Origin of the sequence: Amycolatopsis sp. A1MSW2902 (assembly GCF_017312175.1) — a bacterium.
GTDB lineage: Bacteria > Actinomycetota > Actinomycetes > Mycobacteriales > Pseudonocardiaceae > Amycolatopsis > Amycolatopsis nivea.
In genome coordinates, this window is sequence record NZ_QJPO01000001.1 from 6,412,418 (window position 1) to 6,437,012 (window position 24,595).

Here is a 24,595-nt window from a genome sequence, read left to right on the forward strand (position 1 = left end):
AACGATGACTGCCACTGAAGAACTCCGCATGCCGGTCGCCCGGACCTGCCCGTTCGCCCAGCCGGAGCAGTACGTCCGGATGCGCGAGCAGAGCGCGCTCACCCGCGTGCAGATCCCCGGCGGCAAAGAGGCTTGGGTCGCCTCGCGGCACGAGGAAGCACGGCAGATCCTCGGCGACCGCCGGTTCTCCTCCGACCGGTTCCTGCCCAATTTCCCGTTCCTGGCCGAGGGCGGGGCCGCGATCCTCACCAACGCCAAGCAGAAAGCCATGATCGGGATGGACGCGCCCGAGCACGGCGAGGCCCGCCGGGAGGTGCTCGGCGAGTTCACCGTGAAGCGGGTCGAGGCGATGCGGCCGCGGATCCAGGAGATCGTCGACGGCCTGATCGACGAACTGCTCGCCGGGCCGAAACCGGCGGACCTGGTGGAAAAGCTGTCGCTGCCGGTGCCGTCGCTGGTGATCTGCGAACTGCTCGGCGTCCCGTACGCCGATCACGACTACTTCCAAGAGCGCACCATGGCGCTCATCCGGCGCAGCACCAGCGTCGAGGACCGCAAGAAGGCGTCCGAGGAACTGCGCGCGTACCTCAGCGGCCTGGTCGCGGCGAAGGAGAAGGACCCGACCGACGACCTGCTCGGCAGGCAGATCGTCAAACGCCGCGAGGAAGGCAATTACGACCACGACGCGATGATCGGGCTGGCGTTCCTGCTGCTGGTCGCCGGGCACGAGACCACCGCGAACATGATCTCGCTCGGCACCATCGGGCTGCTGGAGAACCCCGGGCAGCGCGCGACGATCGAGGCCGATCCGGGTAAGACGCTGCTCGCGGTCGAGGAACTGTTGCGCTACTTCACGATCGTCGAAGGCGCGACCGCGCGGGTCGCGACCGAGGACGTGGAGATCGGCGGCGTCACGATCAAGGCGGGCGAGGGCGTGCTCGTGCTGGGCTACGCCGCGAACTGGGACCCGGACGTCTTCGAGAGCCCGGAAAAGCTCGACCTCGAACGCGGCGCGCGCCACCACGTCGCGTTCGGGTTCGGACCGCACCAGTGCCTCGGCCAGAACCTGGCGCGGATGGAACTGCAGATCGTGTTCGACACGCTGTTCCGCCGCGTTCCGACACTCACGTGCACGGTCCCGGCCGACGAATTACCGGTGAAGAAGGACGCCACGATCTTCGGCCTGTACCAGTTGCCGGTGACCTGGTAGAGATCAGAGTGCTCCCACCACAAGCCAGGAAGAGGCCATCATGAAGATCATCGCGGACACCGGCAAGTGCGTCGGCGCCGGCCAGTGCGTGCTCACCGAGCCCGCGCTGTTCGACCAGAGCGAGGACGACGGCACGGTCATCGTCCTCAACGACACCCCGGACGGCGAACTGGTCGAGAAGGCGCGCGAGGCCGTGAACATCTGCCCGAGCCAAGCGCTTTCGCTGGAGGAGTGACCTGACCGGTCCCCGGTTTCGCGCCGGGGACCGGCCTCTCACGCGGCAAGACGGACGGCGGTCACCGCGGCGGTCGAGTAATTCGTCGTCAGCCTGCCGCCGCGCGCGTCGATCGCCGCGCCGACCTCAGCCAGAATGCGGTCGCGCTGCTCCGGCGTCGCCACTGTGACGCCTCCCTGCGTGGCGAGCAGGTCCAGCCATTCGTCGCGGCCGTAGTCCTGAGTCCAGGCGTATTGCCAGTTCTCCGCCTCGCCGAACGCGCCGGTCGCGGCCAGTCCGTCCGCGGCTTTGTCGAGCATCGGCTGGTAGGCGTCGGCGCTGGGTTTTTTCAGGTAGTTGCCGCTGAACGGCGAGTCCGGCATCGCCCGGCGCAACGCGTCCGCCAGTGCCAGGGAAATTTCTTCCGGCGGCATGAACACGTGCCAGAACGCGACGAACCGGCCGCCAGGGCGGAGCACCTGCGCGGCTTTCGCGGCTCCCGCGTCCGGATCGACCCAGTGCCACGCCTGCCCGGACACGAGGGCGTCGAACGTCCGTCCCGCCGGGTCCCAATCCTCGAATTTCGCGACCTCGACCGGGAAAGCGCGCCGGGCGAACTCCGCCATCCGCGCGTCCGGTTCGACGCCGAGCACGACGGCGCCGCGGGCGTGGAATTGCCGCCCCTCGATGCCGGTGCCGCACCCGACGTTGAGCAGGTCCTTCCCCGGGCTGGCGGCGAGGACGGCGGTCACCAGTTCGTCCGGGTAACGCGGGCGGGCCCGGTCGTAGCGCTCGGGATCGACGCCGAACGACTCCGCCATGGTCCGATGCTGATGCGGTTCGGGACGAGGTAAAGTGGGCATGTGCCCACCATAGTGGGCAAGCGCCCACTATGGCTAGGGAGGACTTTCGAGGTGCCCACCGGGATCCATCTCCGCGACGTTCGCGCTCAGCTTTTCGACGCCGCGGAACGGGTTTTGCTGCGCGAAGGACCGAGCGGACTCACCAGTCGCGCCGTCACCACCGAGGCGGATTGCGCGAAGGGCGTGCTGCACCGGCATTTCGAGGATTTCGACGCGTTCCTCGCCGCGCTGGTGCTCGACCGGATCCATCGCCTCGAAGCCCGCGCGGAGGACCTGCACGCCGGGACCGGCGACGTGGTCGAAACGGTGGCCGAGGTGCTCACCGAGGTCTTCTCCTCGGTCGCGGTGTCGATCGTCGCGCTGATCACCTTCCGCGACGAACTGCGGCACCGGCTCCGGGCAGCGCGGCCGGGTCCGGGGATTCCGCTGGCGACCGACGCGGCCCACGTGCTGGCGAATTACCTTGCCGCAGAACAAGAACTCGGCCGGATCGCCCCGGATGCCGACGTGAAGACACTGGCCCCGACGCTCATCGGGGCCGGTCATCTGCTCTTCGCGGATCGCACCGGGGAACCGCCCAGCGCGGAAGCCGTTCGCCAGATGGCGAGCACGGTCCTCGCTGGCGCCCTCCACTGACTCAGCCGATGCCCGTCGCGACCGCGGCCACCGACAGCGCCAGCGCACCGAGCGCGCCGACCACTCCGTACCGCGTCAGCGTGCGCCGGTCATCGCGGTCCAAGACATACCGCGCGGCCGCCACCGCGAACGCGATTCCGCCGACGATGAACCACGGTCCCCAGAGGTAGAGATACCAACCGACCAGGCTGGAAAGCTCTGGATCGACCGCCACGGCTCCGGTCTTCACCAGCACGCCCTGCACGACGAACAGCCCGCCGTGCCAAGTCAGCAGGATCGAGGCACCACCGCCGCAGAACACCATCGTCCGGCTGAGCCGCCGGCCGCGCGGCCGCGTCAGACTGACGCCGACCACCGCGCCGAAAACCTTCAGCAGTCCGGTGATCACCAGGACGGCCACAAACCACGGCACCCGGTCCTGCGCGAGCTTCACCAGCGACGGCGACACCGTCGACTGCGCGCCGAACGTACTGCCGGTCGCCCAGACGAAGCTGGGGATCGCGAACAAGAGACCCCACACCGCGGCGGCGTAACCCGGCCATTTGCGCAACTCGGCTTGCTTCAGCGTCATGCGTCAAGCGTCGCCTGGAGCACGGCGGAGGGGATCCGGCGCGAGGGGGAAGCTCCTCCCCCGTGAGAGGTAGGCGGTCGTGAGTGTTCATGCCGGTGCTACCGGCATGAACACTCACGAGCCGTTCAGCCCAGCCGCAGCGTCGTCTTCGGATCGAACGCGTGCGTCTCGCCCTCGCCGCGCAGCGCCACCCGGACGTTGTCGCCGATCCGCGGCGGCGTCCGGCCGTCGACCCGGACCACGAACCGGTCGTCGCCGACCTTGCCGTGCAGGTACGCGTCCGCGCCCAGTTCCTCGACGAGTTCCACCACCAGCTCGAAACCGTCGTCGGCCTCGCCGACCAGGCGCAGCGACTCCGGCCGGATGCCGAAGACGATCTCCGACAGCCCAGCCGCCGCGGTCCGCACCTCGGTGGGCAGTGGCACCACCAGGTCGCCCAGCTGCACGCCGCCGTCGGTCAACGGCAGCGTCGCGAGGTTCATCGCCGGCGACCCGATGAACCCGGCCACGAACGAGTTCTCCGGCTTCTCGTACAGCGACCGCGGCGACGCGCATTGCTGCAGCACGCCGTCCTTCAGCACGGCCACCCGGTCGCCCATCGTCATGGCCTCGACCTGGTCGTGGGTCACGTAGATGGTGGTCGTGCCGAGCCGTTGCTGGAGTTTCGCGATGTTGGCGCGGGTTTCCACGCGCAATTTCGCGTCCAGATTGGACAGTGGCTCGTCCATCAGGAACACGCTCGGCTCGCGCACGATCGCCCGGCCCATCGCGACCCGCTGCCGCTGCCCGCCGGACAACGCCTTCGGCTTGCGGTCGAGGAACCGCGACAGGTCCAGCATCTTGGCGGCCTCGTCCACCCGCTTCTTGATGTCAGCCGCCGAGAAACCGCGCAATTTCAACGCGAAACCCATGTTGTCGGCGACCGTCATGTGCGGGTACAGCGCGTAGGACTGGAACACCATCGCGATGTCCCGGTCCTTCGGCGGCAGGTCGGTGACGTCGCGGTCGCCGATCCGGATCGCGCCCTCGTTGACGTCCTCCAGCCCGGCGAGCATCCGCAGCGCGGTCGACTTGCCCGATCCGGACGGACCGACGAGCACGAGAAATTCGCCGTCCGGCACCTCGAGGCTCAACTGGTCGACCGCGCGGACGCCCGGGTTGCCGGGGTAGACACGCGACGCCTGGTCGTAAATCACTTCAGCGGACATCTGCGTTCTCCCTTACTTCACAGCGCCCATGGACAGGCCGCGCACCAGGTGGTTCTGCGCGATCCAGCCGACGATCATCACCGGCAGCGAGGCCAGCAGCGCGGCGGCGGACAGCTGGGCCCAGTACAGGCCCTCGCTGGTGATGAAGCCGACCAGGAACACCGGCACCGTGCCGGCCCGGGCGGCGGTGAGGTTGACCGCGTAGAAGAACTCCGTCCAGGAGAAGATCACGCAGATCAGCGCGGTCGCGGCGATCCCGGGCGCGACCACCGGCATGATGATCTTGCGCAGCAACGTCGGCAGGTTCGCCCCGTCGATCCGCGCCGCCTCGATCATTTCGCCGGGGACTTCCAGGAAGAACGACCGCATCATCCAGATCGCGAGCGGCAGGTTCATCGCGGTGTACAGGATGATCAGCGCCCACACCGTGTCCAGCAGGTTCGTGTTCTGCGAGATCACGTACAGCGGGATGATCGCGGCCACGATCGGCAGCATCTTGGTCGACAGGAAGAAGCCCAGCGCGTTCTTCGTTCCTTTGACCGGAGCCAGCGACAGCGCGTACGCGGCCGGGATTCCCAGCAGCAGCACGAGCAGCGTCGAAATCACCGTGACGAACGCCGAATTTCCCAGGTACGGCAGGAAACCGCTGTTGAGGACGTTCGAGATCTGGTCGAACGTCGGGGTGAAGAACAGCTTCGGCGGATCGGTGTAGGCGTCGTTCTCCTGCTTGAACGCGGTGAGGATCATCCACAGCAGCGGGAAAACGAACAGGATCGCGATGATCCAGGTCGCGACGGTCAGCGTGCCGGGGCCGTAGCGGCGTTTGGTCCGGCGGCGCGGCGGCGGCGCGGTGTCGGTGGCGGCGGGCGAGGCGGTGGCGGTTGCGGTGCTCACTTGACTCCTCCGTCCACGGAGAACGCGCGGAACATCAGCCGCAGCGCGAACGTCGCGACGATCATCGTCAGGATGACCACCACCACGCCCATCGCGGACGACTGCCCGATGTCGAAGCCCTCGAACGCGCGCTGGTAGATGTAGAACGGCAGGTTCGTGCTGGCCGTGCCCGGACCGCCTTGCGTCATCAGGAAAATCGCGTCGAAGCTGTTCACGATGTAGATCGCGCCGAGCAGCGTGGCCAGCTGCAGGAACCGCGAAAGGTGCGGCAGCGTGATCGACACGAAGGTGCGCCAGCGGCTCGCGCCGTCCACCGACGCCGCCTCCAGCACCTCCTTGGACTGGCTCTGCAGCCCGGCGAGGATCAGCAGCGTCATGAACGGCGTCCACTGCCAGATGATCTGCGCCATCACCGCGGCCAGCGGGAACTGCGAAAGCCAGTCGGTGTCCGTGCCGAACACGAAGTGCAGCAGCCCGTACGTCGGGTCGAACACCGTCGTCTTCCACAGCAGCGCGCCTGCCGCCGGGAGGATGAGGAACGGCGTGATCAGCAGCGTGCGGACGAAGCCGCGGCCGGCGAACTTCCGGTCGAGCAGCACCGCGAGCCCGAGTCCGAGCAGCAGCGACAGGAACACGCAGACCACGGTGAGCACCACGGTGTTCAGCAGCGCGCCGAGGAACGTCGTGTCGGTGAAGACGTCGATGTAGTTGCGGAAACCGACGAAATGCCGAGAGCCCGGACGCACCAGGTTCCACGACTGGAACGAGTAGAACAGGGTGAGCAGGAACGGGATCTGCGTCACCGCGATCACGAAGATCAGCGCGGGCAGCAGCGGCAGCCGCCGTTTGCCTGCCGAACCGGTCACCTTCTTGGCAGCGGGCTTCGCGGTCGCCGGCGCGGTTCCGGCGGGGACGGAGAGGGTGCTCATTTCTGCACCTCCTGATACGACTTTCCGACGGTTTCCGCGTATTTCTGCGATTGCGCGAGCGCGTCGGCGACGGAGGTCTGACCGGCGATCGCGGCGGACAGCTGCTGGCTCACCCGGGTGCCGAGATCCTGGAACTCCGGGATCCCGACGAACTGGATGCCCGGGTACGGCACCGGGTTCACCATCGTCTGCTGCTGGTTGGCCGCCGCGATGCCGTCCAGCGTCGGCTGGGCGTAGGCCTTCGCGGCTTCCTTGTACTGCGGGATCTCATAGGTCGACTTGCGCGTGCCCGGCGGAACCCGGTTCCAGCCGTAGGTCTCGCCGACCTTCTTCGCGTACTCCTTGTTGGTCATCCACGCCATGAACTTCCAGGCGTCGTCCTTGTTCTTGCCGACCTTCGGAATGCCCAGCGCCCAGGTGTAGAGCCAGCCGCTCGCCTGCGTCTTGTCCACCGGCGCGGCGACGTAGCCGTTCTTGCCGCCGACGTGGCTGGTCTTCGGGTCTTCCGTGGTGCCGGTCATCGAGGTGGCGTCGTACCACATCGCGGCGTTGCCCTGGGCGTACTTGGTGCCGCATTCGGTGAACCCGGCGCTGGAGGCGCCGACCTCGCCGTGGTCGCGCAGCAGGTTCACGTAGAAGTTCGCTGCCTTGGTGAACTCCGGGCTGGTCAGCTTCGCGTTCCAGTTCTTGTCGAACCATTGCGCGCCGAAGGTGTTCGCGACCGTGGTGAACGGCGCGAGGCTTTCGCCCCAGCCCGGCTTGCCGCGCAGGCAGATCCCGGCGACGCCGGCTTGCTTGTCATCGAGTTTCGCGGCGAAATCGGCGATCTGCTGCCACGTCGGATGCGCGGGCATGTTCAGCCCGGCCTTCTGGAACAGGTCCTTGCGATAGACCACAAAGGACGATTCGCCGTAGAACGGCACCGCGTACATCTGGTTCTGGTACGAGAGCGACTGCCGGATGCTCGGGATGAAGTCGGCCTCGTCGTATCCCGGCGTCGCCTTCATGTGCGGTTCGAGGTTCTCCAGCCAGCCGTTGGCCGCCCACTGCGGAGCCTCGTAATTGCTGATCATCACCACGTCGAACTCGCCGCCCTGGGTGGCGGTGGACGCGGTGATCTTCGCCCTGGCCTCGTTTTCCGGAAGGGAAACGAACTTGAGCTTGATCCCGGGGTTGGCCTGCTCGAACTCGCCCTTGAGCGAGATGGCGTCCTTCATCTGCGGATTGGACACGATCGCGACGACCAGTGTCCGCCCGCCGGTGCCGAGCGCCCCGGCTCCGGCGCATCCCGTCACTAACAACGCTGTCGCGGCAAGGAGGCACAGGAGTTTACGCACCGCCACCACCTCCGGGCAGCACCTGGATCTTGAGGCCGGACCCGCTGCGCATCTTCGCCAGCGCTTCGGGGTACTGCTCGAGCGGAAGGGTGTCGGTGATCAGCGCTTCGGTGTCGATGTAACCGTTCGCGACGAGGTCGAGCGCGTTGCCGTAGCTGTTCAGCACCGCCATCGAACCGACGATGGTGATTTCGTCGTTGTAGATGCGGAACGGCGAAAGCGCGACGCGAGCTTCGGCCGGAGCGACGCCGAACACCAGCAACCGTCCACCGCGGTGCAGCGCGTTGAACGCTGCCTCGATGGCGGGTGCCGCGCCGGTGCAGTCCACTGCGGCGTCGAAGCGTTCATCGTCCAATTCGGACACGTCGGCGGCCACCGCGGTCGCGCCGAGGTCGGTCGCGCGAGGCAACCGGGCGGCGTTGCGGTCGACCATCGTCACGTGCGCACCCGCGCGGATCAGGAGCTGCTGCATGATCAGCCCCATCGTGCCCGCGCCGACCACGAGGAAGCGTTCGCCCGCCTCCACGCCGATCCGGCGCACGCCGTGCACCGCGCAGGAAACGGGTTCGACCAGCGCGCCCTGTTCCCAGGTCATCGAGTCGGGCATCCGGTAACAGGTGTCGGCAGGCACCGCGACGTACTCGGCGAACGCGCCGTTGACGGTGTCGCCGGTCGCGTTCCAGTTCGCGCAGAGGTTGCCGTGCCCGGACCGGCACGGGGTGCAGTATCCGCAGTAGATCGACGGGTCGACCGCGACCCGGTCGCCGACCTTCCACTCGGCGGGCACGTCCGCGCCGAGTTCGACGATCTCCCCGGAGAACTCGTGCCCGGGGACGATGGGATACGGGGTCGGCGGGAAATGCCCGTCGGCGATGTGCAGGTCCGTGCCGCAGATCCCGCAGGCACCCACCTTCACGACGACCTGGCGCTCCCCGGGCTTCGGATCGGGAACCTCGCCGACCCGGATCTCCCCGGGCCGGTCCACGATCGCGGCGCGCATGCGTCATCACCTTCCATGATGCTCATTTGAGCGATTTTGACTTATGCCGTAGGTAACATGCGTAGGCATTACAGGCCCCTGCCTGCGGATCCGTCAACCAGCAAAGCTCATTTTTGCGCTATCCTGCTCATGTGAGCAGGAAAAAGGGGCCACTACCGCTAACCGAGACGCTGCTGCTGGCGACCATGGCCAGGCGGTTCTACGTGCAGGGCGCCTCGAAACTGGAGATCGCCGACGAGTTCGGCATGAGCCGGTTCAAGGTCGCGCGGATGCTGGACACGGCGCTCGAGTCCGGACTGGTGCGGATCGAGTTCGACCTGCCCGCGCCGGTCGACGTCGAACTGTCCGACGACATCCGCCGGGCGTACCGGCTGAACCGCGTGCTCGTGCTCGAACGAGCATCCGAAAAGGAACCGAGAGAGGTCGTCCGCAAGCAGGTCGGCGCGCTGGCCGCCCGGCTGCTGGAGGAGATCGCGACCCCGGACGACGTCATCGGGCTGTCCTGGGCGCGGTCGGTCAACGCGATGACCGAGGCGATCCGGACCCTGCCGCGCTGCCCGATCGTGCAGTTGTGCGGGGTGCAGGCCGGGATGGACATGCGCGGCCGTTCGGTGGAGACGGTCAGCCGCGTGACGTCGGTGTCCGGCGGCGACTCGTACCCGATCTTCGGCCCGCTCGTCCTGCCCGACCGGCGGACCACCGAGATCCTGCGGCACCAGCCGGGCATCGCGGAAACGTTCGCCCAGTTCGGGAAACTCACCAAGGCGGTCGTGAGTATCGGGTCCTGGGAGGCCGGGGAGTCCACCGTGTACGACGCGCTGGACGAGGCCGAACGCGCCGCTATCGCGGCCCGGGGCGCGACCGCCGAGGTCGCCGCGCGGCTGTTCGACGCGGACGGCAACTCGCTCGGCACCGGGCTGGCGCACCACGTGCTGGCGATCAGCCACGAGGAGCTGATGGCGGTCCCCGAGGTGATCGCGATCGGTTACAGCCGCCCGAAAGCCGAAGCGGTGGACGCGGTACTGCGCTCCGGGTTGGTGTCGACGCTGGTCACCGACGCCGCGGCCGCCGTCCCGTTGCTGGAGCTGGCGCGGGCCAGGCCATTGCCTTCGTGAGCGAGCTGCGCTTCGAGCACCTGGTCGCCGTACTCGGCCGCCCAGCGCCCGAACCCCTCGATCGGCCCGAGGAAACTCGCCCCTAGCCCGGTGAGCTGATACGCCCCGTCCGCGCGCTCCACGAGCCCGTCGCGTTCCAGCTTGCGCACCGCCTCGGTCAGCACCTTCGCGCTGATCCCGCCGATGCGCGTGCGCAGTTCGCCGTGCCGCAGCGGGCCGTTTTTCAACGCCCACAGCACGACCGGATGCCAGGTGTTCGCTACCAGGTCGAACGCGAGCCGGGTGCGGCAGTCGGCGATGAAGTCCATGGTTACCTTTCGGTTCCTGCCGGGGTTCCTAACGTCGCTTGCGTACAACCACGCGACGACAGGAGACCTTCCCATGCGCATCGCCCTCTTCGGCACCGGCGGAATGGCGTCCGCCCTCGGCGGCCAGTGGACCCGGCACGACCTGACTGTCTCCGGCCGCTCCGCCGCGCACGCCGCGGCCTTGGCCGCTGAACTCGGCGCCGAGACTGTGGACTGGGCCGAGGCCGCCGCCCGGGCGGACGCCATCCTGCTGGCCGTCCCCACCACCGCCCTCGAAGCCCTGCTCACCCCGCTCGACCTCACCGGCAAGGTCCTCATCGACTGCACCAACGCCCCTGGTGCGACCGGTGAACCCGTGGCCGCCCGGATCGCCGAATTCGCCCCCGGCGCGTCGGTGGTGAAGGCGTTCAACCTCGCCCACGTGGACGTCTGGCGAATGACCCCGCCGCTGTTCGAAGGCCGCCCGCTCGGCGTCCCGCTGTGCGGTGCCCCGGAGGCCGTCGCCGTCGCTACGGAGCTGGTCCAGGACCTGGGCTGCACTCCCCTGCCCGCGGGCGGTCTCGACCGAGCCGCCCTGCTGGAAGCCGCCGCCGGACTGGCGATCGGCCTGTGGTTCGACGGCCTGGACGCGCGTTCCATGCTCATGGCCAGCTGATCGGGCCTATCCTGGCGGGGTGCCCACAGGTGGATCAGCGGCAGTCGTCGGCGGGGGAATCGGCGGACTGGCCGCGGCGATCGGATTGTCGCGCGTCGGCTGGCAGGTCACGGTCTTCGAACGGCTGCCCGGCGAACTGGACGACGCCGGTTCCGGAATTTCCCTTGCCGCCAACGGCGTTCGAGCCCTGGACGCATTGGGAGCCGGCGACGCACTCCGCGCCGCCGGCTGCTTCCAGCGCACCGTCAGCACCCGCAGCCCGCGCGGGACTTGGCTGGCGCACATGGACGGAGCCGAACTCGAACGCGTCGCCGGGACGCCGATCGTCGGCATCGCACGGTACGAATTGCATCGGCTGCTGCGGTCTCTGCTGCCCTCGCCGGTGGTGCGGGACGAGGTCACCGCCATCGAGGACAACGCCGTGGTCACGCCGTCCGGCCGCCACGAAGCCGACGTGATTGTCGCCGCTGACGGCGTCAACAGCCGACTGCGCAAGCGTTTCTTCCCCGCACATCCGGGCCCCGTCTACAGTGGATCGGCCGTCATCCGCGCCATCACGACCGAGCCGTTCGCACTGTCCTCTTCGGACTTCAACCTCACCTGGGGCCGTGGAGTCGAGTTCGGATACATCGGTTTGGCGGACGGCCGAGCCGAATGGCACGCCGTGCTGAGCATCCCGGCAGGCACCCGCTATCCCGACCCGATCGCCGAAATGCGCCGCCGCTTCGGTTCCTGGCACGAACCGATCACCGAGCTGCTCGACGCGACCGACCCGGAAGCCGTGCTGCACCACGACGTTTACGAACTGGTGACGCCGCTGCCGTCCTATGTGTCCGGTCGAGTCGCCCTGCTCGGCGATGCCGCGCACGCGATGCAGCCGAACCTCGGTCAGGGTGCCTGCCAGGCGTTGGAAGACGCGGTGACACTGGCGCATGCGCTGTCGTCGGCCGACCTCGACACCGCGCTCACCCGGTACGACGCTGAACGCCGCCCGCGCAGCCAGGCCATCGCCCGAGCCGCCCGGCAAACCGGCCGGATGGGTCAGCAGCTGACGAACCCAGCCGCGATCGCGGTGCGGAATCTGGCGTTCCGAGCCATGCCGACGACGGTGCTGGCGCGATCAATGCTGCGCTACACCCGTTGGCAGCCGCCAGTCCCGGCCCGCCCGGACGCAAACCCTCAGAGCTGATTGACGTCCACGATCCGGACCACCGCGCTGCCCACCTCGTCCGAGGCGCGCAGATCGACCTCCGCGCTGATCCCCCAGTCATGGTCGCCGGCCGGATCGTCGAAGATCTGCCGAACGCGCCACACGTCCGGCTCCTGCTCGATCAGCAGCAACGCCGGACCACGCGCGTCCGGGCCGATTCCGAGTGAATCGTGCTCGTCGAAGTAGTCCTCGATCGCGTCTTCCCACGCGTCCGCGTCCCAGCCGGAAGCCGCGTCCAGCGAGCCCAGTTCGTCGTACGCCCGGCGCGAAGCCAGCTCCACCCGGCGGAACAACTCGTTGCGCACCAGCACGCGGAACGCCCGCTCGTTGCGCGTGACCGCGGGCGGCTCGGGCGGCGGCCGGTGCGACACCGGCCCTTCCTCGTCCGGATGCCGCAGCGCTTCCCATTCGTCCAGCAGGCTCGAGTCGACCTGGCGCACCAGTTCGCCGAGCCATTCGATGAGGTCCTGCAGCGATTCGGTCTTCGCCTCGTCCGGCACAGTGTGCCGCAACGCGTCGTAGGTGTCGGCGAGGTAGCGCAGCACCAAACCCTCAGACCGCGCGAGCTGATAAAAGCCCACGTATTCCACGAAGTTCATCGCGCGCTCGTACATATCGCGCACCACCGACTTCGGCGACAGCTCGTAATCCGCCACCCACGGATGCCCGGCGCGATACGACTGGTAAGCCGCGTTGAGCAATTCCTCCAGCGGTTTCGGATACGTGACGGACTCGAGCAGCTCCATCCGCTCGTCGTACTCGATCCCGTCGGCCTTCATCGCCTGCACGGCTTCCCCGCGCGCCTTGAACTGCTGCTGCGACAGCACCGGACGCGGGTTGTCCACTGTGGATTCCACAATGGACACCACGTCCAGCGCGTACGACGGCGACTCGATGTCCAGCAATTCGATGGCAGCCAACGCGAACGGCGAAAGCGGCTGGTTCAACGCGAAATCGAACTGCAGGTCCACCGTCAGGCGGACGACGCGCCCCTCGGCGTCCGGTTCGGGCAGCTTTTCCACGACCCCGGCGGCGAGCAGCGAACGGTAGATCTCGATCGCCCGCAGGATCAGCTTCCGCTGCGTCGGACGGTCCGAATGGTTGTCCTCCAGCAGATGCCGCATCGCGTCGAACGCGTTGCCCGGCCGGGAAATCACGTTCAGCAGCATCGAGTGGCTGACCTGGAAGCTGGACGTGAGCGGTTCCGGATCGGCCGCGATCAGCCGGTCGAACGTGCTCTCGGTCCAGTTGACGAAACCCTCCGGCGCTTTCTTCCGGACGATCTTCTTTTTCTTCTTCGGGTCGTCGCCCGCCTTCTCCAGCGCCTTCGCGTTCTCCACCACGTGATCCGGCGCCTGCACGACCACGTACCCGTCGGTGTCGTACCCGGCCCGGCCCGCCCGTCCGGCGATCTGGTGGAACTCGCGCGCCTTCAAATGCCGCTGCCGTACGCCGTCGTACTTCGTCAGCGCCGAGAACACCACCGTGCGGATCGGCACGTTGATGCCGACGCCGAGGGTGTCCGTCCCGCAGATCACCTTCAGCAGTCCGGACTGCGCCAGCGTTTCGACCAGCCGCCGGTACTTCGGCAGCATGCCCGCGTGGTGCACGCCGATGCCGTGCCGCACGAGCCGCGAGAGCGTCTTGCCGAACCCGGCGGAGAACCGGAAGTCGCCGAGCAGGTCGGCGATCGCCTCCTTCTCCGCCTTGGTGGTGACGTTGATGCTCATCAGCGTCTGCGCCCGCTCGATGGCCGCGGCCTGCGAGAAATGCACGACATACACCGGCGCCTGGCCGCCGCCCAGCAGCTCGGACATCGTCTCGTGCAGCGGCGTGAGCGCGTACCGGAAGGTGAGCGGCACCGGCCGCTGCGCCGAAGTGACCACCGCGGTAGGCCGTCCGGTCCGCCGGGTCAGGTCCTTTTCGAAGAACGAAACGTCGCCGAGCGTGGCCGACATGAGCACGAACTGCGCGTTCGGCAGCTCGATCAGCGGGACCTGCCACGCCCAGCCGCGGTCCGGTTCCGAATAGAAGTGGAACTCGTCCGCGACGACCTGGCCGACCGGGGCGTCGGCGCCGTCGCGCAACGCGATGTTCGCCAAGATTTCCGCAGTGCAGCAGATGATCGGCGCGTCGGCGTTGACGCTCGAATCGCCGGTCATCATGCCGACCTGGTCGGCCCCGAAGATCTCGATGAGCTGGAAGAACTTCTCCGAGACGAGCGCCTTGATCGGCGCGGTGTAAAAACTGCGTTTGCCGTGGGCGAGCGCGGTGAAGTGCGCGCCGACCGCGACGAGGCTTTTGCCGGAGCCGGTCGGGGTCGACAGGATGACGTTGGCCCCGGAGACGACCTCGATCACCGCCTCCTCCTGCGCCGGGTACAGCTCGATGCCCCGCTCCGCCGTCCACGTCGTGAAGGCTTCGAACAGGGCATCTGCGTCGGGATCCGCTGGCAGGAGGTCGGTGAGAGTCATCGTGGCACCCATCGTGCCATCCCGGCCCCGCCCGCAGGTGCAGGGGAGATCGCGGGTGCTTGCCCTAACCCGTAGGCTTCCGGTACCGCGCGCTGCCGGAGGGGAACGGACAGGCGGGCGCGCACACGGGCGGTACTCGCGGAGGATTCGGCAATGGCACAGGACATCATCCCGATCGAGCTCGGGCTGCCGCAGGGCGACGTGGTCACCCTCTGGGCCCCGCGGTGGCGGGAGGACGGCGAGGAGTGGGAAGCGTTCCTCGGCGACGAGGACGACCTGTACGCCTTCCCGGACGCCGCGCACCTGGCCGCTTTCGTGCGCACGGCCGAGCAGCACGACCTGCTCGACCACCCGGCGTGGGACGCGGTGCCCGCACTGAACGTGCCCGAGCTGATCCCCGACGACGACCACTCCTACGACCTCGTCGGCGTGCCCGAGCTGGTCGCCGAGGAGCCGGACTCGTGGACGATCGGCGAGCTGGCCGAGATCGTCGGCATCGTCCGTTCGCTCGCCGACGTGTGCGAGCTCGACGAGGTGCACGAGGTGCTCGACGCCTACGAGGGCTTCTCGCTGCTGGAGCAAGGCCGGCTGCCGTTCACCGGGCGCGAGGGCGAAGCGCTGTGGAACGACCTGTCGAAGGCGGTCTCCGAGAAGTGGGACACCGTGCTCGACGCGATCGACAACCTGGTGACCGTGCCGGACGTCGACGCCGCGGTGCTGGAGCAGACCGCCGAAGAGCTGGCCGCCTTCCACGAGGAGTCCGCCGAGGCGGAGGCCGGTGAAGAGGACGGCGGTCCGGAGGACCTCGAAGCGGTCGACGCCGAGGACGAGGACGCCGAGGACGAACCGGTCGGCTTCTGGGGCGAGGTCGGCATCGACCCGATCAAGATCGTCACCTCCGGCGCGGAGTACTACACGCTGCGCTGTTATCTCGACGACAAGCCGGTGTTCCTCGGCAACGAGGGCGAGATCGACGTGTTCAGCTCGCCGAAGGCGCTGCTCAAGGCGATCAAGGCGGGCGACGAGCTCGCCGACACCGACCTCGCGAGCGTGTCCACTTGGGACGAGGTGCGCGAGAAGGCGGCGGCCGACGAACTCGAGATCGAGGTCGACACCGACAACACCTACGTGTTCCCCGGTCTCGACGAGGACATCGCCGAGGGCCCGGAGTCGATCGACCCGACCCAGCTGGAACTGGCCGTCGAGCTGATCACCGACGCGGCCGAATGGGCGGGCGACGACACCGTCGAAACCGCGCTGGCGGCCAACGAAAGCCTCGGCTGGCTGGTGTCGTTCGTGCTGCGGCCGGACCCGAGCCGGCTCGAGCCGAGCGCTCCGTTCGACACCGAGCAGAGCGCCTGGCGCAAGCTGGTCGAGGACTTCGAGAACCGCCTCACGGTGGTCTGAACCTGCTAGAGGGCGTCGAACACGCTCTCGGCCGAGTCACCGGCGGAGAACATCTTCCAGGCGACGCCGGCGATCGCATCCGGATCCAGGGTGTGGCCGCCGGCGTCGCCGTATTTTTCCCGCTGTGCGACGACCATCCGGTGAATGTCGCCGCGTTCGACCAGACCGCCGATGATCAGGCTGCCCGCGTACACGCCGGTCCCGGCCAGCCCCTCGTGCAGCGTCCGCGCGTAGTTCCGCAGCGCCGCTGACGACACCGCGAGCGCGCCGAGCGCGGGCATCGGCCGCACCGCGCTGAGCCCGCCGGCGAACAGGAATCCGCCGCTGCCGCGCTCCAGCATGCCCGGCAGCAGTTTGCCGACCACCTCGACCGCCGGATACACCCAGCTCATCGCCTTCTCGACGGCGTCGACGGTCGCTTCGGTGATGTCCGTGGGGAAGCTGTCCGGTTCGATCGCGGCCGGGCCGTAGTAGGCGACATCGATGCCGCCGAACCTTTCGGTGATTTCGTCGAGTGTCGCGCTGATGCCGTTCCGGACGTCGCCGACGAACGCTTCGGCGTTGTCGAGCTCGGCCAGGTAAGCCGGGTGCCGCTCAGCGGTACGCGAAACGAGCGCGACGCGGTATCCCTCCTCGGAGAACCGGCGGGCCATCGACATTCCGAGGCCGGGTCCGGCTCCGAGAACGACAGCGGTCGGGCGAGCGGTCATGGCTTGGCTTCCTTCCCCAGGGATAAATCGAGGGTGCCCTCGACTTCGTTCGCCAAGCTACCACAAAACCCGAGGGCGGCCTCGACTTTGTACGATGGGACCCATGGCCACCGGATCGAAGCCGTTGCGCGCGGACGCCGCCCGCAACCGCGACAAACTGCTGGCCGCCGCCACGCGCGCGTTCGGCGAGCACGGCCTCGACGCGCCGCTGGAGCAGATCGCCCGCAGTGCCGGAGTCAGCATCGGCACCCTGTACGCGCACTTCCCGACCCGAGACGCGTTTGTCGACGCGATCCTGCCCGCGCAAATCGCGGCACTGGACGAGCTGGCAACGCAGGCGTTGGCGGAGCCGGACCCGTGGCAGGGCTTCACCGGGTTCCTCGACGGCCTGTTTGCCTTGCAGGCCAAGGATCACGGCCTCAGCGACGCCCTCGCCCGGCGGCTGCCGCTCAGCCCGGCCGTACTGGAGGCGTGCGCCGCCGGTTTCGAGCACGCCGCGCGGATTATCGACCGGGCAAAGGAATCCGGTCAGCTGCGCGCCGATTTCGCACCCGCGGATCTCGCCCCGCTGATGTCCGCGATGTCGCCGTTGATCCGCGAATCACCCGAAACCTGGCGGCGGCACTTAGCCTTCTTTCTCGACGGCCTGCGCGCTTAGTCCTTTTCGGACTCCGCCCGCACCGGAACCAGACCTATTGCCAGCAGCGGGAAAATCGCCGCCACGCAATACGCCAGCGCATACCGGCTGTCCCCGATCACCAGGCCCAGCAACGGCGGGGTCGCCGACGCGGCGATGTTCTGCGCGGTGTTCTGCGTCCCCATCGCGCGGCCGGACCACGCGACCCCGGCCAGCTCGGCCGACGCGGTGAAGCCGAGACCGTTGTCCGCCACCGTGATCACCGCCGCCAGGACCAGCGCGGCCAGCACCAGCCACAGCCAAGTCGCGTCCCCGACCGCGACCAGCAGCATCACGACCACGCTGGCGACGGCGAGCTGCCGCATCGGCCGCAGCCGGCTGCCGACCCGGTCCGACCAATACCCCGACGCCAGCCGCCCGAGCGCGCCGAGCACCTGAGCCACCGCGACGAACACCCCCGCCTGCGCGGCGGTCCATTGATGCTGCGACACCAGATACACCGGCGCGAACGCGGACACCGCGAACTGCGGCACCACCAACAGCGCGCTCGCGCCGTGCACTCGCCACAGCCACGGCTTGCGGTACGGCGACGGCGGCCGCTCCCCCTTTGCCGCACGCGGCGGCCGCGGCGGGTCCACGACGAACAGCGCCACCAACAGCGCCACGCCGACCGCCAACACGGCCGGCAGCAGCATCGCCGCCTGGAACCCCCACAGCGCGGCCAGCGGCGGCAGCCCTAGCGCGGCCACCCCGACCCCCAGCGGCTGCGCCGTCTGCCGGATCCCCATCGCGACGCCGCGCTCGGATTTGGCGAACCAGCCCATCACGACCCGGCCGCTCGCTGCGTTCACCGAAGCCGTGCACGCACCGGCTACGAGAAACACCCCAAAGAGAAGTCCGACCGGGTGGTGCCACAGGGCCGCGTACACGAGGAGTAACCCCGAAATGCCCAGGCCCAGCGCCATGATGAGGCGCTCGCCGTAACGGTCCGCAGCCGCACCCCAGGCGATGAGCGTGAGCAGCAGGCCGATGCTCGGCGCCGCGACGACCGTGCCCGCCTGCGCCAGCGTCAGATGGTCGGCCTCGCGCATGGCGGGCACGAGAAACGGGAGCCCGTAAAGGAACGAGCAGCTGGCGGTCTGCGCGGCGAGCCCGAGCGCGAGAATCAGCCACCGCCGCGAGCTGCCTTTTTCCCGCACCTGCTCCCCCGCCTCGACCTGCGCCATTCCGTCCACCGTCTCATATTTTGAGAATCATGTCTTACATAGTGAACGATAGTTGGCATGGCTAACGAACGCAACCGCCTTTCCGGGCGGCCGCGGCCAGTGCGTCTCCGGAGCCGGGATTCAGCCGAGCGCCGCGTACCCGGGTTTGACGACGTTCTCGATCAACTCGAGCCGCTCGTCGAAATCGAGGAACGCGGATTTCATGGCGTTGATCGTGAACCAGCGGAAGTCGTCGAGGCCGAAGCCGAACGTCTCGGCCAGCGCGGCGAATTCACTGGTCATCGTGCAGCCGCTCATCAGCCGGTTGTCGGTGTTGACGGTGACGCGGAAGCGCAGCCGGGCGAGCAGGCCGATGGGATGCTCGGCCAGCGACGGCACGGTTCCGGTCTGGACATTCGACGAGGGACAGATCTCCAGCGGGATCCGGCGGTCCCGGACGTAGGAGGCCAACCGTCCAAGGTGGACATTTCCGTCGGCGTCGGCGGTGATGTCGTCGACGATCCGCACGCCGTGCCCGAGCCGTTCCGCGCCGCAGTACTGGATTGCCTCGCCGATCGACGGAAGTCCGAACGCTTCGCCGGCATGAATAGTGAAGTGTGCATTGTTCCGGCGCAAATAGTCGAATGCGTCCAGATTGCGGGTAGGCGGGAATCCGTCCTCCGGTCCGGCGATGTCGAATCCGGCCACCCCGGCGTCGCGGTAGCGCACCGCGAGTTCGGCGATCTCGAGCGCGCGGGCGTGCTGGCGCATGCCGCACAACAGCGTCCGCACCCGGATCCGGCCGCCGCCCGCGGCTACCCTCCGCATCCCTTCGGCGAAGCCCGCCTGGACGGCCTCAACCACTGCATCGAGTGACAGCCCGCGTTCCACGAACAGCTCCGGCGCGTACCGCAGCTCGGCGTAGACGACCCCGTCCGCGGCCAGGTCCTCGACCGCTTCGGCGGCAACCCTGACCAGGGCTTCCTCCGTTTGCATGACACCACACGTGTGGGCGAACGTTTCGAGGTACGACACCAGGGAACCGGAGTCCGCCGCGGCGCGGAACCAGCGGCCCAGCCCGTCCGGATCCGTCGCGGGAAGGTCCCGGTAGCCGAGATCCTCGGCGAGTTCGGCGACCGTGCCCGGCCGCAAGCCGCCGTCGAGGTGATCGTGGAGCAGGACCTTGGGGGCGCGGCGCAGGATCTCCGCGCTCAGCGGGGTTACGTCCGACATGCTCCAACGGTAGCCTCGCTGTCATTCCCCTACCTGGCCGTAACCGAGAGCACCGGAACAACCCTCTGCTCAGCACTGTGCGCAAGGAATCGGCCATCCGGGTGGCACGGTCGTTATCCGCGTCCCCCGGGGGCCATACGCACAGCAATTTTCTTCATCGATAAGCTCGGGTCAGTCCCTTCCATTTTTCCCCGCCGACGAAGGACACCGCAGTGACCACTGACAACCACATTGCCGCTCCGTCGTTCGACCGGATGCGCAACATGCTGGTGCGCGCGGCCGAGGTTCGTGAGAGCGAGCAGCAGCAGATCTTCGACGCGCTCGACGACATCTACGCCCGGCTCGCCCCGGTGGACTCCCTCGGCGCGGTGCGCAAGCGGCTGTCGGAACTGCCGGACCGGACCGAGGTCGGGGTGCTGGCGGAGCGCCTCGACGAGGCGATGACGCGGCTGGAGTCGCAGGACAACGCGATCGCCGCGCTCACGCACGCGGTGGAGAGCATCGTCGACAAGCTGGCGAAGCCCTTCGCCCAGCTCGACGGACGCCTCGACGGCGTGGCGGCGCGGTTCGAGGGCGTCGCGGGCCGGATGGACGGGCTCGAGGACAAGCTGCAGAACATCCACCGCAGGCTCGACGAGCTGGGCGGGCACCTGGACAAGCAGGACGCCAAGCTGGAGTCGCTGCCGCAGGCCACGCAGGGCCCGATCCGCGACCGGATCGAGATGGCCGAGACGTCGCTGCGCGAGCGGATCGAGACCACGGACCAGGAACTGCGCTCGCGCGTCGACGAACTGGACCGCGCGACGAAGGAACGCATCGGCGCCGCGACCGACGCGCTGAAGAGCGCCGTCTCCGACACCGGCGAGATGATCGACCCGGCCGCGCGCCTCGACTCGGTGGGCACGAAGCTCGAAACGATCACCCAGCGTCTCGACGACCTGTCCAGCCGCATCGACAAGGTCGAGGACGACGTCACCGGCCGCATCGGCGACCTGGACGGCTCGGTCCGCAGCGGCCTGTCGAAGGTCGAAGGCACGCTGTCGAAGCAGCCGGACACCGACGCGGTCGACTCGCTGGTGCGCCGCAGCAACGACGAATCGGTGCGCCGCATCGGCGGCCAGCTGGACGAAGCGATGGCGACGTTCGCGGAACTGATGCTGGGCGGCGGACCGGCCGTACAGCAGATCGCCCCGCCGCCGCCCGCCCCGCGCCAGCCGCGCCGCAGCTCGCGCAACGGCCGGTCGCCCAAGGCCGCCGACGCGAAGGCGAAGGCTGGCGGCGACTCGGACGAGTCGACTGACTGAGCTTGAGTGGCCGAAGCCCCCGTCCAGAGTTCTGGACGGGGGCTTCGTCGTTTCAGTGTCACTAGCCGCGACCGAGCCCTCTAGAGGATGTCGCTGTACGGCTGTCAAGCCGCAGTGGCTGGACCTGGTTCCGAGTGCTGGCAGTGGGCGCCGTTGCGGAGCATGGCGTAGAGGTCGCAGCGCCGTCGGGCAAGGCAGATGAGCGCGGCAAAGGGTGCTCATCGAGTCTCGGCGGCGACCTGTTTACTTTGCTGGAGCACGATCTTTCAGGCTGTCGCCCGGCGCGGCAGACTGTGTCCGCGCCCCTGCGGGGAGCGTGAGTCTCGGCAATCCCGGCGTTTAGGGCTACTGATGCGGTCCGTGCGCGACAGCGTCCATAGCTCCGGTTCGCTGTTGGGAGCGGCCCGGCATGCAGCCGCTTCCCGCCCGAGTCCAAGACAACCGCGTGCTGCTCGCCCGTCCCTAGATCCAGACCGACGAGCACGCCGGAACTGCCGGTCGGCACCCTCTGCGGGCGATCGATGGGCCACGCCCGGCGACCGCAGCCCGTTGATCAGGAACCACGAGAAAGCAAACCCTCAGGGCCGAACCGCCTCCAGCACGATCCCCCGCGCAGCAGGAGCCTCCGCTCCCACCTCGAACCCGCCTTCCAGCGCGGCCAGGGCCGCCGGGATCGCGTCCGGGGTGTCCGTGTGCAGTTCCAGCAACGGCTCCCCCTCCACCACCTGGTCACCCGGCTTCGCGTGGCACAAGATCCCCGCCGCGGCCTGCACCGGGTCTTCCTTTCGCGCCCGGCCAGCCCCAAGCCGCCAAGCCGCGACACCCACGGCATAGGCGTCCAGCGAAGTCAGCACCCCTGAAGCAGGTGCCGGGACGACGTGCACCGTAGAAGGCCGCGGCAAGGCAGCCGAAGGATCCCCGCCCTGGGCGGTGATCATCCGAGCCCACACCTCGTAAGCCTCCCCGGACGCCAGCACCTCAGCCGGATCCACGGAAATCCCCGCCAAAGCAAGCATTTCCCGAGCCAGCGCCACCGTCAGCGAGACCACGTCAGCCGGGCCACCGCCGCGCAGGACCTCGACCGCCTCGGCGACCTCGACCGCATTGCCGACCGCCCGGCCGAGCGGCGTGCTCATGTCGGTGATCAACGCCGTGCAAGCGACCCCGTGCGCGGTCCCGATGTCCACGAGCGTCCGCGCCAGCAGCTGCGCCTCCGGCACGGTCTTCATGAACGCGCCGGACCCAGCCTTCACGTCCAGCACCAGCCCCGAAGCGCCCTCGGCGATCTTCTTGCTCATGATCGAGCTGGCGATCAACGGCACCGACTCGACCGTCGACGTGACATCCCGCAGCGCGTACAGCTTCTTGTCCGCCGGAGCCAAGCCCTCGGTCGCCGCGCAGACCACCGCGCCGACCGAGTTCAGCTGCGCCGCGATCTCGTCCAGGGACAACGCGGCCCGCCAGCCGGGAATCGACTCCAGTTTGTCCAGCGTCCCGCCGGTGTGCCCGAGCCCGCGACCGGACAGCTGCGGCACCGCGGCACCGCACGCGGCGACCAGCGGAGCCAGCGGCAAGGTGATCTTGTCGCCGACCCCGCCGGTCGAGTGCTTGTCCACGGTCGGGCGCGCGACGTCCAGCGACAGCCGCGAGCCCGAGTCGATCATCGCGCCGGTCCAGCGCGCGATCTCGCCGTTGTCCATGCCACGCAAGAAAATCGCCATGGCCAGCGCGGCCATCTGCTCTTCCGCGACCGCTCCGCGGGTGTAGGCGTCGACGACCCAGTCGATCTGCTCGTCGCTCAGCCGTCCACCGTCGCGCTTGGTCCGGATGACATCTACCGCGGTGAAAGTCACGGCAGGTCCTCCGGCCCGAACGCGTCCGGCAGCACCTCCGACATCGGCAGCACCCCGCGCGGAGTGTCGACCAGACAAGAGGATCCGCCGAGTTCGAACAGAATCTGGCGGCACCGTCCACAAGGCATCAACAGCTCACCCGAGCCACTGCGGCAAGCCACCGCGACCAAACGGCCGCCGCCGGACAGCCGCAATTGACCGGCCATTGTGCACTCAGCGCACAAACCTAAGCCGTACGAGGCGTTTTCGACGTTGCAACCGGTCACCTGCCGACCATCGTCCACAATGGCCGCGACGCCGACGTGCAGTCCCGAATAAGGCGCGTAAGCGTGCGAAGCAGCCGACACCGCAGCCGCCCGCAAAGCCTCCCAGTCCACTTCGGACATCAGTCGCCCTCACCTCGTCGATACTGCGCGCCGTCCGCCTTGGGCGGCCGAAGTCGTTGCGACGCAACAGCTAGCACGATCAGCGTCACGAAGTGCGCGGTGTACGGGATCAAGTCGCTCGGGAGAGTGTCGTTGGTCCAGTAGATCGCGTACAGAATCCCAGCACCGACGACGCCGAGCGCGGCCGCGAGCCAGCGCTTCCGGATCAGCTGCACGATCACGATGATCGCCAGCAGAATCACCGCGCCGTACAGCAACGCCAGCACCGCGTCGCCGCCGCCGGCGAGCTGCAGACCGTCGGAGTACCCGAACAGCGCGGCGCCGCCGAGCAGACCGCCCGGTCGCCAGTTGCCGAAAATCATCGCGGCCAGACCGATGTACCCGCGGCCGTTGGTCTGGTTCTCCAGGTAGTCCGCGCCGCCCTTGAGCAGCACCAGCGACGCACCGCCCATGCCCGCGAACCCGCCGGAGATCAGCACGCCGACGTACTTGTAGCGGTACACGTTCACGCCGAGCGACTCAGCCGCGACCGGGTTCTCGCCGCACGAACGCAGCCGAAGGCCGAACCGCGTGCGCCAGAGAATCCAGTAGCTCACCGGGATCAGCACGATCGCGAGCATGGTCAGCGGCGCGACCCCGGTCACCAGCCCGCGCAGAATGCCCGCGACGTCAGACAATCCGACGCGCTGCTGGTCTTCCAGCGAACCCAGCCAGTCCGACAATCCGGCCGCGGAATAGGTGTCGAACTTCGGCACCGGCGGCGACTGGCGCGGGTTTCCCGACAGCGGCTCGAAAATCAGGTTCGCCAGATACTTCGCGACCCCGAGCCCGAGCAGGTTGATCGCGACACCGGAAACGATGTGGTTGACGTTGAACGTCACCGTCGCCACCGCGTGCAGCAGCCCGCCCAGTGCGCCGAACGCGATCGCGGCCAGCAGGCCGACCCACGCGCCGCCGTAATACGCACCCCAGGCCGCGCCCCAGGTGCCGAGGATCATCATGCCTTCGAGGCCGATGTTGATCACGCCCACGCGCTCGGCCCACAACCCGCCCAGCGCACACAGCAGGATCGGCAGCGCCAGCCGCAGTGCGGTCGACGCGGTGTTGCTGGACGTCAGCGCCGAAACGCCGGTGGCGTACGACGCGGTCGACATCACCGCGATCGCGACCACGGCCCAGATCACGCCGCGCAGCCAGCCGGGGATCCGCGGCCGCTTGCGCTTGACCGGCATCGGC

Annotated in this window: 23 protein-coding genes and 1 pseudogene; 9 read left to right on the forward strand and 15 right to left on the reverse strand. The window is 68.4% G+C overall.

The window, feature by feature from the left end:
* Positions 1-4 precede the first annotated feature (4 nt).
* Positions 5-1,210, forward strand: a complete 1,206-nt coding sequence (locus tag DMP23_RS29530; protein WP_134667558.1) for a cytochrome P450 — start codon at positions 5-7, stop codon at positions 1,208-1,210.
* Between the two features lie 40 nt (positions 1,211-1,250).
* Positions 1,251-1,445: a ferredoxin gene (locus tag DMP23_RS29535; protein WP_037356317.1), complete on the forward strand. Its 195-nt coding sequence runs from the start codon at positions 1,251-1,253 to the stop codon at positions 1,443-1,445.
* A 38-nt stretch (positions 1,446-1,483) separates the two neighbouring features.
* Here the strand turns inward: DMP23_RS29535 and DMP23_RS29540 are convergent, their stop codons facing one another.
* Positions 1,484-2,287: a class I SAM-dependent methyltransferase gene (locus DMP23_RS29540; RefSeq protein WP_337823158.1), complete on the reverse strand. Its 804-nt coding sequence runs from the start codon at positions 2,285-2,287 to the stop codon at positions 1,484-1,486.
* A gap of 51 nt (positions 2,288-2,338) precedes the next feature.
* On the opposite strand from DMP23_RS29540, the gene DMP23_RS29545 reads away from it, so the two are divergent.
* The gene (locus DMP23_RS29545) at positions 2,339-2,923 is read left to right on the forward strand and encodes a TetR/AcrR family transcriptional regulator (RefSeq protein WP_337823159.1); all 585 of its coding nucleotides are present in this window, start codon (positions 2,339-2,341) and stop codon (positions 2,921-2,923) included.
* A gap of 1 nt (position 2,924) precedes the next feature.
* Here DMP23_RS29545 and DMP23_RS29550 read toward each other — a convergent pair whose 3' ends face one another.
* From DMP23_RS29550 to DMP23_RS29575, 6 genes are all read right to left on the reverse strand, one after another.
* On the reverse strand, positions 2,925-3,494 hold the full coding sequence (locus tag DMP23_RS29550) for a DUF3995 domain-containing protein (protein ID WP_337823160.1): 570 nt from the start codon (positions 3,492-3,494) through the stop codon (positions 2,925-2,927).
* 125 nt (positions 3,495-3,619) lie between these two features.
* A complete protein-coding gene (locus tag DMP23_RS29555) occupies positions 3,620-4,702 on the reverse strand; it encodes an ABC transporter ATP-binding protein (RefSeq protein WP_134667562.1) in 1,083 nt (360 codons plus the stop codon).
* A 12-nt stretch (positions 4,703-4,714) separates the two neighbouring features.
* Complete coding sequence (locus DMP23_RS29560) at positions 4,715-5,503, reverse strand: carbohydrate ABC transporter permease (RefSeq protein WP_037716491.1); 789 nt, start codon at positions 5,501-5,503, stop codon at positions 4,715-4,717.
* An 89-nt stretch (positions 5,504-5,592) separates the two neighbouring features.
* Positions 5,593-6,525, reverse strand: a complete 933-nt coding sequence (locus DMP23_RS29565) for a carbohydrate ABC transporter permease (protein WP_037816123.1) — start codon at positions 6,523-6,525, stop codon at positions 5,593-5,595.
* Entirely contained in the window at positions 6,522-7,868 is a 1,347-nt protein-coding gene (locus DMP23_RS29570) for an ABC transporter substrate-binding protein (protein ID WP_037816125.1), read from the reverse strand. Before DMP23_RS29570 ends, DMP23_RS29565 begins: the two co-directional genes overlap by 4 nt.
* A complete protein-coding gene (locus DMP23_RS29575) occupies positions 7,855-8,862 on the reverse strand; it encodes a zinc-dependent alcohol dehydrogenase family protein (protein WP_043835118.1) in 1,008 nt (335 codons plus the stop codon). The genes DMP23_RS29570 and DMP23_RS29575 overlap by 14 nt, the downstream gene beginning before the upstream one ends.
* Positions 8,863-9,047: 185 nt before the next feature.
* Between DMP23_RS29575 and DMP23_RS29580 the strand changes: the two genes are divergently transcribed.
* A complete protein-coding gene (locus DMP23_RS29580; RefSeq protein WP_051172602.1) occupies positions 9,048-9,977 on the forward strand; it encodes a sugar-binding transcriptional regulator in 930 nt (309 codons plus the stop codon).
* A gap of 5 nt (positions 9,978-9,982) precedes the next feature.
* On the opposite strand, the pseudogene DMP23_RS29585 reads toward DMP23_RS29580, so the two are convergent.
* Positions 9,983-10,285 (reverse strand): annotated as a pseudogene (locus DMP23_RS29585) (winged helix-turn-helix transcriptional regulator); the annotation flags it as partial.
* A 73-nt stretch (positions 10,286-10,358) separates the two neighbouring features.
* Here DMP23_RS29585 and DMP23_RS29590 point away from each other — a divergent pair.
* Both DMP23_RS29590 and DMP23_RS29595 read left to right on the forward strand, forming a co-directional pair.
* Positions 10,359-10,940, forward strand: coding sequence for an NADPH-dependent F420 reductase (locus DMP23_RS29590; protein ID WP_337823161.1), 582 nt, complete (start codon positions 10,359-10,361; stop codon positions 10,938-10,940).
* A 19-nt stretch (positions 10,941-10,959) separates the two neighbouring features.
* Positions 10,960-12,129: an FAD-dependent monooxygenase gene (locus DMP23_RS29595; RefSeq protein WP_337823162.1), complete on the forward strand. Its 1,170-nt coding sequence runs from the start codon at positions 10,960-10,962 to the stop codon at positions 12,127-12,129.
* On the opposite strand, the gene DMP23_RS29600 is transcribed toward DMP23_RS29595, so the two are convergent.
* The gene (locus DMP23_RS29600) at positions 12,120-14,624 is read right to left on the reverse strand and encodes a DEAD/DEAH box helicase (protein WP_037816420.1); all 2,505 of its coding nucleotides are present in this window, start codon (positions 14,622-14,624) and stop codon (positions 12,120-12,122) included. The two genes, DMP23_RS29595 and DMP23_RS29600, sit on opposite strands and share 10 nt — an antisense overlap.
* Before the next feature lie 153 nt (positions 14,625-14,777).
* On the opposite strand from DMP23_RS29600, the gene DMP23_RS29605 reads away from it, so the two are divergent.
* Entirely contained in the window at positions 14,778-16,031 is a 1,254-nt protein-coding gene (locus DMP23_RS29605) for a hypothetical protein (RefSeq protein ID WP_037816131.1), read from the forward strand.
* A 5-nt stretch (positions 16,032-16,036) separates the two neighbouring features.
* Here DMP23_RS29605 and DMP23_RS29610 read toward each other — a convergent pair whose 3' ends face one another.
* Positions 16,037-16,741, reverse strand: a complete 705-nt coding sequence (locus DMP23_RS29610; protein WP_337823163.1) for an SDR family NAD(P)-dependent oxidoreductase — start codon at positions 16,739-16,741, stop codon at positions 16,037-16,039.
* A gap of 103 nt (positions 16,742-16,844) precedes the next feature.
* Between DMP23_RS29610 and DMP23_RS29615 the strand changes: the two genes are divergently transcribed.
* Complete coding sequence (locus DMP23_RS29615) at positions 16,845-17,399, forward strand: TetR/AcrR family transcriptional regulator (protein WP_037816134.1); 555 nt, start codon at positions 16,845-16,847, stop codon at positions 17,397-17,399.
* Here the strand turns inward: DMP23_RS29615 and DMP23_RS29620 are convergent.
* Positions 17,396-18,604 carry an MFS transporter gene (locus DMP23_RS29620; protein WP_134667568.1) on the reverse strand — a complete coding sequence of 403 codons (1,209 nt, stop codon included), beginning with the start codon at positions 18,602-18,604 and terminating at the stop codon, positions 17,396-17,398. The two genes, DMP23_RS29615 and DMP23_RS29620, sit on opposite strands and share 4 nt — an antisense overlap.
* Positions 18,605-18,724: 120 nt before the next feature.
* A complete protein-coding gene (locus tag DMP23_RS29625; protein ID WP_337823164.1) occupies positions 18,725-19,816 on the reverse strand; it encodes an adenosine deaminase in 1,092 nt (363 codons plus the stop codon).
* 212 nt (positions 19,817-20,028) lie between these two features.
* Between DMP23_RS29625 and DMP23_RS29630 the strand changes: the two genes are divergently transcribed.
* Entirely contained in the window at positions 20,029-21,120 is a 1,092-nt protein-coding gene (locus DMP23_RS29630) for a PA containing protein (RefSeq protein WP_037816138.1), read from the forward strand.
* A 578-nt stretch (positions 21,121-21,698) separates the two neighbouring features.
* Here the strand turns inward: DMP23_RS29630 and DMP23_RS29635 are convergent.
* From DMP23_RS29635 to DMP23_RS29645, 3 genes are read right to left on the reverse strand one after another with little or no spacing between them, the layout of a single operon-like run.
* The gene (locus DMP23_RS29635) at positions 21,699-22,973 is read right to left on the reverse strand and encodes a thymidine phosphorylase (RefSeq protein ID WP_337823165.1); all 1,275 of its coding nucleotides are present in this window, start codon (positions 22,971-22,973) and stop codon (positions 21,699-21,701) included.
* On the reverse strand, positions 22,970-23,359 hold the full coding sequence (locus DMP23_RS29640) for a cytidine deaminase (protein WP_134732499.1): 390 nt from the start codon (positions 23,357-23,359) through the stop codon (positions 22,970-22,972). The genes DMP23_RS29635 and DMP23_RS29640 overlap by 4 nt, the downstream gene beginning before the upstream one ends.
* Positions 23,359-24,591, reverse strand: coding sequence for an ABC transporter permease (locus DMP23_RS29645; protein WP_134732591.1), 1,233 nt, complete (start codon positions 24,589-24,591; stop codon positions 23,359-23,361). Before DMP23_RS29645 ends, DMP23_RS29640 begins: the two co-directional genes overlap by 1 nt.
* Positions 24,592-24,595 lie beyond the last annotated feature (4 nt).

Excerpts from the sequence above, each read along its gene's own strand:
- DMP23_RS29530 (WP_134667558.1), top strand. The coding sequence starts at position 5 with ATGACTGCCACTGAAGAACTCCGCATGCCGGTCGCCCGGACCTGCCCG.
- DMP23_RS29565 (WP_037816123.1), bottom strand. The coding sequence starts at position 6,525 with ATGAGCACCCTCTCCGTCCCCGCCGGAACCGCGCCGGCGACCGCGAAG.
- DMP23_RS29605 (WP_037816131.1), top strand. The coding sequence starts at position 14,778 with ATGGCACAGGACATCATCCCGATCGAGCTCGGGCTGCCGCAGGGCGAC.
- DMP23_RS29610 (WP_337823163.1), bottom strand. The coding sequence starts at position 16,741 with ATGACCGCTCGCCCGACCGCTGTCGTTCTCGGAGCCGGACCCGGCCTC.
- DMP23_RS29620 (WP_134667568.1), bottom strand. The coding sequence starts at position 18,604 with ATGGCGCAGGTCGAGGCGGGGGAGCAGGTGCGGGAAAAAGGCAGCTCG.
- DMP23_RS29540 (WP_337823158.1), bottom strand. The coding sequence starts at position 2,287 with ATGCCCACTTTACCTCGTCCCGAACCGCATCAGCATCGGACCATGGCG.
- DMP23_RS29555 (WP_134667562.1), bottom strand. The coding sequence starts at position 4,702 with ATGTCCGCTGAAGTGATTTACGACCAGGCGTCGCGTGTCTACCCCGGC.
- DMP23_RS29645 (WP_134732591.1), bottom strand. The coding sequence starts at position 24,591 with ATGCCGGTCAAGCGCAAGCGGCCGCGGATCCCCGGCTGGCTGCGCGGC.
- DMP23_RS29625 (WP_337823164.1), bottom strand. The coding sequence starts at position 19,816 with ATGTCGGACGTAACCCCGCTGAGCGCGGAGATCCTGCGCCGCGCCCCC.
- DMP23_RS29535 (WP_037356317.1), top strand. The coding sequence starts at position 1,251 with ATGAAGATCATCGCGGACACCGGCAAGTGCGTCGGCGCCGGCCAGTGC.
- DMP23_RS29590 (WP_337823161.1), top strand. The coding sequence starts at position 10,359 with ATGCGCATCGCCCTCTTCGGCACCGGCGGAATGGCGTCCGCCCTCGGC.
- DMP23_RS29600 (WP_037816420.1), bottom strand. The coding sequence starts at position 14,624 with ATGACTCTCACCGACCTCCTGCCAGCGGATCCCGACGCAGATGCCCTG.
- DMP23_RS29615 (WP_037816134.1), top strand. The coding sequence starts at position 16,845 with ATGGCCACCGGATCGAAGCCGTTGCGCGCGGACGCCGCCCGCAACCGC.
- DMP23_RS29580 (WP_051172602.1), top strand. The coding sequence starts at position 9,048 with ATGGCCAGGCGGTTCTACGTGCAGGGCGCCTCGAAACTGGAGATCGCC.
- DMP23_RS29575 (WP_043835118.1), bottom strand. The coding sequence starts at position 8,862 with ATGCGCGCCGCGATCGTGGACCGGCCCGGGGAGATCCGGGTCGGCGAG.
- DMP23_RS29550 (WP_337823160.1), bottom strand. The coding sequence starts at position 3,494 with ATGACGCTGAAGCAAGCCGAGTTGCGCAAATGGCCGGGTTACGCCGCC.
- DMP23_RS29640 (WP_134732499.1), bottom strand. The coding sequence starts at position 23,359 with ATGTCCGAAGTGGACTGGGAGGCTTTGCGGGCGGCTGCGGTGTCGGCT.